The organism is Vibrio sp. ZOR0018, assembly GCF_963865925.1.
Classification (GTDB): Bacteria; Pseudomonadota; Gammaproteobacteria; order Enterobacterales; family Vibrionaceae; genus Vibrio; species Vibrio anguillarum.
In genome coordinates this window covers 139,263-148,501 of the sequence record NZ_CAWMCN010000099.1, presented here as the reverse complement: position 1 = coordinate 148,501, position 9,239 = coordinate 139,263, and the positions used below count along the sequence as shown (strand labels likewise).

General features: G+C 47.1%; 10 protein-coding genes. 5 read left to right on the top strand and 5 right to left on the bottom strand.

The features are described from left to right. Positions 1-1,467 (top strand): exodeoxyribonuclease V subunit alpha (gene recD / locus AACR75_RS07160; RefSeq protein ID WP_047689378.1); only part of this gene is annotated, 1,467 nt, incomplete at its 5' end. A 114-nt stretch (positions 1,468-1,581) separates the two neighbouring features. Here recD and AACR75_RS07155 read toward each other — a convergent pair. Both AACR75_RS07155 and argA read right to left on the bottom strand, forming a co-directional pair. After that, the gene (locus AACR75_RS07155; RefSeq protein ID WP_013856153.1) at positions 1,582-1,761 is read right to left on the bottom strand and encodes a hypothetical protein; all 180 of its coding nucleotides are present in this window, start codon (positions 1,759-1,761) and stop codon (positions 1,582-1,584) included. Positions 1,762-2,018: 257 nt separating this feature from the next. Beyond that, on the bottom strand, positions 2,019-3,356 hold the full coding sequence (gene argA / locus AACR75_RS07150; RefSeq protein WP_026027647.1) for an amino-acid N-acetyltransferase: 1,338 nt from the start codon (positions 3,354-3,356) through the stop codon (positions 2,019-2,021). Positions 3,357-3,507: 151 nt separating this feature from the next. Between argA and AACR75_RS07145 the strand changes: the two genes are divergently transcribed. From AACR75_RS07145 to csdE, 4 genes are all read left to right on the top strand, one after another. Continuing rightward, positions 3,508-3,975, top strand: coding sequence for a DUF2850 domain-containing protein (locus AACR75_RS07145; protein WP_013856155.1), 468 nt, complete (start codon positions 3,508-3,510; stop codon positions 3,973-3,975). 69 nt (positions 3,976-4,044) lie between these two features. Further along, entirely contained in the window at positions 4,045-5,148 is a 1,104-nt protein-coding gene (gene mltA, locus AACR75_RS07140; protein WP_013856156.1) for a murein transglycosylase A, read from the top strand. Positions 5,149-5,238: 90 nt separating this feature from the next. Beyond that, on the top strand, positions 5,239-6,048 hold the full coding sequence (gene tcdA, locus AACR75_RS07135) for a tRNA cyclic N6-threonylcarbamoyladenosine(37) synthase TcdA (protein WP_047689375.1): 810 nt from the start codon (positions 5,239-5,241) through the stop codon (positions 6,046-6,048). A gap of 5 nt (positions 6,049-6,053) precedes the next feature. Next, positions 6,054-6,485 (top strand): cysteine desulfurase sulfur acceptor subunit CsdE, encoded by a 432-nt coding sequence (gene csdE, locus AACR75_RS07130; protein WP_017046572.1) that lies wholly within the window; start codon positions 6,054-6,056, stop codon positions 6,483-6,485. A 32-nt stretch (positions 6,486-6,517) separates the two neighbouring features. Here csdE and csdA read toward each other — a convergent pair whose 3' ends face one another. The 3 genes from csdA to panE are packed head-to-tail and all read right to left on the bottom strand — an operon-like array spanning position 6,518 to position 9,215. After that, entirely contained in the window at positions 6,518-7,729 is a 1,212-nt protein-coding gene (csdA, locus tag AACR75_RS07125) for a cysteine desulfurase CsdA (RefSeq protein WP_047689373.1), read from the bottom strand. After that, the gene (locus AACR75_RS07120) at positions 7,729-8,328 is read right to left on the bottom strand and encodes a DJ-1 family glyoxalase III (RefSeq protein ID WP_017049729.1); all 600 of its coding nucleotides are present in this window, start codon (positions 8,326-8,328) and stop codon (positions 7,729-7,731) included. Before AACR75_RS07120 ends, csdA begins: the two co-directional genes overlap by 1 nt. Further along, positions 8,325-9,215, bottom strand: a complete 891-nt coding sequence (panE, locus tag AACR75_RS07115) for a 2-dehydropantoate 2-reductase (protein WP_047689370.1) — start codon at positions 9,213-9,215, stop codon at positions 8,325-8,327. The genes AACR75_RS07120 and panE overlap by 4 nt, the downstream gene beginning before the upstream one ends. Positions 9,216-9,239: the final 24 nt, after the last annotated feature.

Here is a 9,239-nt window from a genome sequence, read left to right as displayed (position 1 = left end):
AAAGAACTCGAAGCATTAGAGACGCTGATCCCGCAAAGCGTTTGCATCAACTGGCAAAAAGTCGCAGCGGCAGTGGCACTGACACGCCGCTTTGCCGTGATTTCTGGCGGGCCGGGAACCGGTAAAACCACCACGGTTACCAAATTACTAGCCGCTTTGATTACCCAAGCCCAACAGCAAGGTGAGACGCCCACCATTAAATTGGTCGCACCAACGGGTAAAGCTGCGGCACGTTTAACGGAATCGATCGGTAAAGCGGTGGCTGAACTGGCGGTTGAGCCGGCGTTGAAAGCGGCGATTCCCACCGAGTCGAGCACTCTTCACCGTTTATTGGGCGTCATACCTAACAGTGTTGAGTTTCGTCACCATCAGCGTAACCCGCTGCATTTGGATATATTGGTGGTTGATGAAGCATCGATGGTCGATTTACCGATGATGGTCAAGTTAATCGAGGCATTACCCAAACACGCGCGCTTGATTTTACTGGGTGATAAAGACCAACTCGCGTCAGTCGAAGCGGGCGCTGTGCTGGGGGACATTTGTTCATTTTTAACCTTAGGCTACAGCCGAGCGCACAGCGAGTACCTAGCTAAGTTAACAGGCTATCAAACACTGATTGCTCATTCACACCCTAACGCAACCCCGATTTCAGACAGCTTATGCATGCTGCAAAAAAGCTACCGCTTTGATGTCCGATCAGGCATTGGTCAATTAGCAAAAGCGATCAATGCTGGGCAAGTGGCTATGGTGGATGAGGTGTTAAAACGTAATTATGCTGATATTACGCACCACTCACTCAGCAGTGAAAGCTATAACCTAATGCTGAAAACCTTAGTCAAGGAGTATGGTCGTTATCTCACGCGCATCGAGAGTTCTGGTGCTGACGCTTTGGAAACTCAAGCCCAAAAAGCCAAAGCCGTATTGGATTGCTTTAATCAATGCCGTTTGCTTTGTGCTATTCGTGAAGGGGATTTTGGGGTAAGTGGTTTGAATCAACGTATTGAACGTGCACTGGTCGCACGTAAGTTGATTAAGACTCAAGATGAGATTTGGTATCACGGCCGACCCGTGATGGTGGCGCGTAATGATCATGGGCTGGGTTTGTATAATGGTGATATCGGCATATGCATGCTTGATACGAGCGAGCAAGAACCGCGTTTGAAGGTGTATTTTGAGCTGCCAGATGGTAGCGTGAAAGCTATTTTACCAAGCCGCGTACCAGAGCACGAAACAGCCTATGCGATGACCATTCATAAATCACAAGGCAGTGAGTTTGATCTAACGCTGATGATTTTACCGCCTGATTTTAGCCCGATATTGACCAGAGAGCTTATCTATACTGGCATTACGCGCGCCAAGAAGCAGCTGATGCTTTTTGCTGACATGGGAACGATGAAACGAGGGCTCAAGATAAAAACGCAGCGAGCCAGCGGCTTAGTTACGAGATTAGACAAGAGACTAGCGTAAATCAGCAACTAGGATAAACGAGTTTGAGCTGTCCCCACACAGTTTGAAATTTACATGGTATGTTCAATTCATTCCGTTGTTTGGGGGAAGCTCAATTACTGATTTGGTGTGCTGCTATGCGAAAGCATGAGTAAAAGAGATGTTTCTGATTTTATAACGATCTTGCGAGCTGAGTATAAAGACTCGTAGCTTGTCGTTAACGGGAAATACGCAATGCACATGTTGGCCTTCAAGGAATTGGTTATCAGCCATATCCCAAAAGCTTTGAAGTGAGTTACAAATAACAGTTTTCATAGAATTTTTGCTCTTAAGTACGTGTCGTAGTAAAAGCAATCCGTGCAAGCCGACCTACTGGTATCTGACCAATCGGTATAAAGCCAAGTTCCTGTGTTGTTCATTAAATGTACATCGTTAATGATGTCGGCGGATTCTACACATAATATTAAGTTAAATAAAGCGCTTATTTTGTATACAAAATAATGAAAACGTTTGCACTTGATCAAAGATAAACTATTCACCATAACTTAACGAATAAATACAATATCCTGACGTTAGAGCGTCAGGACTAAAATTTTTGAACGGCGTTGATAGTTGTACAAACTCTGTTTAGTTATCGGTAACGATTCCACACCGACTTCATAAAAACCTTGTTCTCTAAACCAATGCAAACTGTGCGTTGTCAAAACAAAGAGGCGATCTAAACGCATCGATTTTGCCTGTTGCTTCATGTGATTGAGTAACAATAAACCGCGGTTGCCGTCCCGATACTCCTGGTGAATAGCGACACACGCCATTTCTGCCATGCCCTCTTCTGGGTAAGGGTAAAGCGCGGCGCAACCAATCAATAAGCCATCTTTATCAATAATCGTGAATTTGTGGATCTCTTGCTCTAACTGCTCACGCGAACGCCGTACTAATATTCCTTGTTCTTCTAACGGGCGGATTAAATCGAAAATTCCGCCGATATCATCGATCTGTGCCTGACGGACTTGTTCGGCACTTGCCATGACAATCTGAGTACCGATCCCGTCAAAAGAGAACAACTCTTGGATCAAAGCACCATCTTGTTTGTAACTGACTAAGTGACTACGTGGCACACCTGCGCGGCACGCTGAAACGGCGGCTCGCAGAAAGCGTGAGGTACCTGAGCTATTATCCTGAACTTGGTCGGTATCTGCTTCAATACGCTGCATTATCCGTTCAACATCAGATGGGAACAGTTCAGCAATCGCATTGCCTTGCTCATCGATAATGCCTTGCTCTGAGCAAAAACCGATCAGCTTATCTGCTTTTAGGCGTATTGCGACTTGTGTGGCTACTTCTTCAGAGAGCAAATTAAAACATTCGCCAGTGACGGAACTCGCAATAGGCCCCAGTAGCACGATCGAACCTTGGTCAAGCATACGGTTGATGCCTTCAATATCAATACGGCGAATGCGGCCACTGTGGCAATAATCGACACCATCATCTATACCTAATGGTTGAGAGATAACAAAATTGCCACTAACGATATTGAGCTGAGTACCAGCCATTGGTGTGTTATTTAAGCTCATTGAAAGGCGTGCTGTGATAGCGAGTTGGAGCTGCCCCGCGGCTTGCATGACTAAGCTGAGCGCTTCCTCATCAGTGACCCGAATGCCTTTGTGATAAGGAGTGGAGCAATGATGTGTCGCCAGAATTTGATTGATTTGTGGGCGAGCACCGTGCACCAAAACAATTTTGACACCAAGGCTATGCAGCAGTGCGAGATCGCTGATGATATTAGCGAAATTTTTATCGGCAATCGCTTCACCGCCGAGCATGATCACCATGGTTTTACCACGGTGAGCGTTAACATAGGGAGCAGATTGTCTAAATCCTTTAACGAGAGCTGTACTGCGAATTTTCACTCTGAGAGCACCTTGGTGTTTAAATATGTTCAAATAATGACTTTTTATTCATGTGTCGGCAAGTGGTTTTTTGAGTTTGGTGCAATTATTCAATCGCCGATTTTATCTCTGATTTAGGACACGTTAGACTGCTTGCCAATAAAGGCGAAATATGGCCAAAACCAACGAGTTGAGTCGTATGAAAATGACAAAAAACGTAGGCCTTACGGCTACGCCTCAGTTCACAAACTTGCGAAGACGTAAGTACATTGAACGAGGCTTGATGCTGGTTGTGATGATTGGCTTGCTTTCCGTAGCGTCGCTATACGGTGATCTCTTTACTCGGTTGGAAAACTATTTTTCGCCAAAGGATGAGGTGTATGGGGTTTGGGTTGAGCAGTATGTTGCCCCTTATTCAGCCAAACGAATTGAATTGGGGAAAGCAGGCGTGATCAGTAGTGGCCGAGTACTCACCACTTCATTTGAGTTTGATGGTCATTTTTTAGAATACCAGATTGGTGATACGAGCTATCGTTACAAAATGCGTGATGATAACAATACCGAAATGACACAAATGTCGTCGTCGCACTACAATCCAACCTTCCGATTGTCAGGAAAATACCAAAAAAACCTCCGTTAACAATTCGCTGATTGCGGTTTAGGCGCGAGTTTGTCATGCTTTTAGCAACTCAAATAACGGATAACTTCTGTGATTAAGCAAATTTTTCCTCTTGCGGCAGTACTGCTGCTGTTTGGTTGTGCGCAACCGACCGACCGTGCTCAGCAATATTTGGATGGTGATTTCTCTAAAGCGCTCAACAAAGTAGACACGGTGCAGTCCAATACGCCACGTGACTTTACGCAATTTTCCAAACAGAGCGAACAAGTGGTGACTCGCTCGGCGTCGATGGCAGCGATTTATCAACCTTTGTATCAACAGATCAGTGAATGGATTTTGCAAAGTGGTGATCCACAAGATTTGGCGAATTTTGGAATACAAGCGGCGCAGCTTGGTGGTGGCGATAAAAAAGGTAATGTGCTTTTCACTGGCTATTTTTCTCCGGTAATGGAGCTTCGCCATCAACCGGATGAAATATTCAAATATCCCGTATTTGGTTTGCCTGAATGTTCGGCCGATTGCCCAACGCGTGCGCAAATTTATGATGGTGCGTTAGCTGAAAAAGGGCTTGAGTTAGGTTATGCGGCGAACCTGATTGACCCTTTCATTATGGAGGTGCAAGGCAGTGGTTTTGTGCATTTTGAAGATGACGATACGCTTGAGTACTTCGCTTACGCGGGTAAGAATAACAAAGCCTACATCAGTATTGGCAAAGTCTTGATTGAACGAGGTGAAGTGACACGAGAGAAAATGTCACTCAAAGCGATCAAGGAATGGGTGCTAGCCAATGATGAACCGACGGTGAGAGAGCTGCTAGAGCAAAATCCTTCCTATGTCTTTTTTGCGCCCAAAGCGGCAGCCCCTGTCACTGGCTCTGCCGGTATTCCACTACTGCCGATGGCCTCGGTGGCCGGAGATCGTTCCATCTTTCCAATGGGCACACCTATTTTAGCAGAAGTGCCGCTGCTCAATGCCGATGGTACATGGAGTGGCGCTCATCAGTTGAGAATGTTGATTGTGCTAGATACGGGCGGCGCGGTAAAAGATAACCACCTCGATCTGTACCATGGCATGGGCGAGCGCGCCGGAACGGAAGCAGGGCATTACAAACATTTTGGTCGCGTTTGGAAACTGGGGTTAGAAAACTCAGCCACACAAGCGCCTTGGGCATTGCCGCCTGAAAAGCTACAATAGTGACACAGGTTTCGACCTAGACTTTTAAATAAAGAGTGCGTATAAATCGCACTCTTTATTTTTCTATCGCTTTCAATCGGACTTTTAATTATGCGTGAACTCGATACCCCCGCTTCAGATAGCTACAACCAACGCTTCGGAGGCACTCGTCGCCTTTATGGAAATCGTGAGGTTGAAATACTGCGTGCTGCGCATGTGTGTGTGATTGGTATCGGTGGCGTTGGCTCGTGGGCAGTCGAAGCATTAGCGCGCACCGGCATTGGCGAGTTAACGCTGATTGATATGGACGATGTGTGCGTCACCAACATCAACCGTCAAATCCATGCGATGAGCGGTACGGTTGGGCAAAGTAAGATTGAAGTGATGGCCGAGCGGGTCAAGCTCATCAACCCTGAGTGTGTGGTGCACTTAATTGATGACTTTATCTCGCCAGATAACCAGCACCGCTATTTGAGTCAAACGTTCGATTACGTGCTTGATGCGATAGACAGTTTGAAAGCGAAAGCTTCACTACTGGCTTATTGCCGTAGCAATAAAATTAAAGTGATTACCGTCGGTGGTGCGGGTGGTCAAGTTGACCCAACTCAAATCAAGGTCGCGGATTTAACCAAAACGATTCAAGACCCATTGGCAAAAAAACTCAAAGATACGCTTCGTCATCGCCATAATTTCCCTGTAAACCCTGCGCGTAAGTTTGGTATTGATTGCGTGTTCTCGACAGAGCAGCTCAAATATCCGCAAGCCGATGGCAGTGTGTGCGCGGTGAAATCAACCGCAGAAGGGCCAAAGCGGATGGATTGCGCCAGCGGATTTGGCGCTTCGACGGTTGTTACCGCAACCTTTGGTTTTGTTGCCGTAGCGCGCATTGTTGAAAAGTTAATTCAGAAACATAAGGTGTAACGTTAATGACTCCTTTTCCTGCCTCCCCCTTTGGTCGTGAGATTAGCGCTGATGACATTGTGGCGACCATGCAAAATTTTACTGGCTGGGAAGATCGCTATCGACAAGTGATCCAGTGGGGGAAGTTATTGCCCACGATGCCTGATGCTTTGAAATCGCAGCAAGTCAGTGTTGCAGGCTGCGAGAGTCAAGTATGGTTAGTGGGGCAGGAGCACCAAGGAATATGGTCTTTCTGTGCCGATTCGGATGCGCGGATTGTGCGTGGTTTAATTGCTTTAGTCCTTGCTGCGTACAACGGCAAGACCTACGCACAAATTCAAGCGTTTGATGTGGATGCTTATTTTGAAAAAATAGGCTTGATTGCCCATTTAAGTCCTTCACGTGGTAATGGCCTTAAAGCCATTGTCGATAAGATAAAAAATATCGATCCAAGCTGAGCATCTCCCCCTTTTGATGAAAGGGGGAATTATTACAGCATATCAACCGCTTTAGTGATGGCGGCGATCAACTGTTCAACCTCTTGTTCGGTATTGTAAATACCAAACGAAATTCTCACTGTGCCAGTTAACCCGAGCGCATCCATTAATGGGTGAGCGCAGTGATGGCCAGAGCGAACCGCGATGCCTTGCTGATCGAGTAAGGTGGCTATGTCTTGATGATGAACGCCATCCATCGCAAAACTGAGAATACTGGCATTCGGTTGATAGCCGATCACGCGAATATCATCGAGCTGTTGCAGGGCTTGATAAGTGCGTGCTTGCAATCTATGCAGGTGAGTTTCTACGGCCATTCGATTGCAGTTTTGTAACCATTCGATTGCTTTGGCAAGGGCTATCGCCCCTGCGACATTCGGTGTGCCTGCTTCAAATTTCCCCGGTAGTTCGGCAAATGTTGTGCCTTCAAACGAGACTTTTTCTACCATCTTGCCGCCGCCATGCCATGGAGGCATTGTTTCAAGCAGCGCTAATTTTCCGTACAGAACGCCAATGCCAGCGGGAGCGTAAAGCTTGTGCCCAGAAAAGAGATAAAAGTCGGCGTCGAGTTCGCGCACGTTGACGGTTTCATGCACAATTCCTTGCGCGCCATCAATCACGACCACAGCGCCGACTTGGTGCGCCAGTTTAATCACGGTTTCAATCGGTTGGCGCGTGCCCGTCACGTTGGTGGTATGGGCTAGGGCGACAATTTTGGTTTTACTCGATAATCGTGCTTGAAAAGCCTCAAGATCAAAGTGGCACTCTGGCGTGATGGGGACTTTGACGACGCTTGCTCCGGTTTGAGCCGCGACGATTTGCCAAGGCACTATATTGGCGTGGTGTTCCATTTCACTGACCAGAATCTCATCACCGGCTTGCAATGTATTGCGTGCGTAAGTCTGCGCGATCAGGTTGATCGCTTCGGTCGCTCCGCGAGTCCAAATAATCTCTTTACGAGATGATGCGCCAATAAATTGAGCCATAGTGTCACGCGCCGCTTCAAAATCGCTGGTCGCTTTTGCTGTTAAGCGATGGCTACCACGATGTACATTGGCATTTTGCGTACTGTAGTAATGGCTAATGGCATCTATCACCACTTGCGGCTTTTGCGTGGTAGCGGCGCTGTCTAGATAAATCAGAGTCTCGCCATCCACGGCTTGATTGAGCGCGGGGAATTGGTCGCGAATGGTCTGCACGTCAAACATTATTGCTCACCTAACTTGTGATAATTCAATGCTGCCTGTGTCACCATTGGCTGTGCAACTGACCATGCGTGTGCTTTACCTGAGAGTGATATGATGATCTCCATCGCGAACTCAAGTGCTGTTCCCGGCCCTTGGCTGGTGATTAATTGATGGTTTGTATCGATGGTTACGCGTTGATCCCGCCATAAATCAGTGGGGATATGATCGCGAAAAGCTGGGTGCCCTGTCATGATCGCTTGCGGGAAGAGCTGATGATGTTGCAAAACTAAGGCTGGCGTGGCACAAATAGCCGCCAACCATCGACCATGGTTATGCTGTTGCTTGAGCATTTCGATTAGCACTGGATTGTCACGAAAGATCTCAGCGCCTCCAACGCCACCGGGCAGCGCAATCACGTCAAACTCTTCATCGATCACATCCAGCAGTTTACAGTCTGCGGTTAATGTCACTCCGCGTGAGGCTTTCATCATCAATTGCCCGTCGAGATTAGCACTGGCAACCACGACTTGATAGCCAGCTCTGACCATCATATCAATCACGGTGATCGCTTCCATCTCTTCACAGCCCGTTGCTATCGGGACTAAAATTCGTTTACTCATTGGCTTTTCCAGCTGTGTTCTATCTGTTGAATGGCGTGATATAGCTTACTATTTTCTGGTGTTGCGAGCTGATGTTGCTCTGCTTTCTTCAGTAAATAGCCCGTAATAAAGTCTATCTCAGTCTTACGTTGATAGAAAATATCTTGATGCATTGACGAATAATTCTCTGCTGTGGCTTGAATCACCTGCTTAACCTTAGCAAGCAGTGATGATTGAGTGATCGCAAAGCCTTCAGCGCTCATGACATCGGCGACTTCTGCAACAATATTTTCCAGCGGCCGTTGGAAGCGTTCATCGGCTAACTCACCATTGCGACATTGCTCTAATGCGGTGAGCGGGTTAATCGCGCAGTTAATTGCAAGCTTATGCCACAGTGCTTCTTCAATCGTGTTATTCCACATTACGTCTGGCAATGTATGCTGTAGTACATCCACTAGAAACTGACACTGCTTGCCTTGGGCGTTGTAAGCCCCTAATTGAGTTACGCCTTTGCCAGTATGCAATACTTGATTCATTGACGGCTTGAGTGCACCGTGCGTAGTGGTTGAAAGCACAATAGGAAAGTCATTCAGTTGATCCTGCATCGAATCAAGCGCGCCCATGCCGTTGTGCATCAATAGTAAAATAGTGTCACGATTGAGTGTCTTCAGCTGTGGAGTGAGCGCTTGCTCGACTTGCCAAGCCTTAACAGTAATCAGTAAGAGATCGGCATGGCAGAGCGCGCTGTGATCATTGTAGGGCAGGGTAATAGACGCCTGTTTATCTAAAGCAATGGAAAGTGAAGATTGAGGTTGTCTGCCCCATAATGAAACGCGGTGTCCAGCAGCATGCAGCTTTGTCGCCCAAAGCAACCCAACCGCGCCCGGCCCAAGCACGACGATATTCATAACACCTCTCCATTGTTGACTTTG

Excerpts from the sequence above, each read along its gene's own strand:
- panE (WP_047689370.1), bottom strand. The coding sequence starts at position 9,215 with ATGAATATCGTCGTGCTTGGGCCGGGCGCGGTTGGGTTGCTTTGGGCG.
- csdA (WP_047689373.1), bottom strand. The coding sequence starts at position 7,729 with ATGTTTGACGTGCAGACCATTCGCGACCAATTCCCCGCGCTCAATCAA.
- AACR75_RS07120 (WP_017049729.1), bottom strand. The coding sequence starts at position 8,328 with ATGAGTAAACGAATTTTAGTCCCGATAGCAACGGGCTGTGAAGAGATG.
- AACR75_RS07155 (WP_013856153.1), bottom strand. The coding sequence starts at position 1,761 with ATGAAAACTGTTATTTGTAACTCACTTCAAAGCTTTTGGGATATGGCT.
- AACR75_RS07145 (WP_013856155.1), top strand. The coding sequence starts at position 3,508 with ATGGCCAAAACCAACGAGTTGAGTCGTATGAAAATGACAAAAAACGTA.
- tcdA (WP_047689375.1), top strand. The coding sequence starts at position 5,239 with ATGCGTGAACTCGATACCCCCGCTTCAGATAGCTACAACCAACGCTTC.
- csdE (WP_017046572.1), top strand. The coding sequence starts at position 6,054 with ATGACTCCTTTTCCTGCCTCCCCCTTTGGTCGTGAGATTAGCGCTGAT.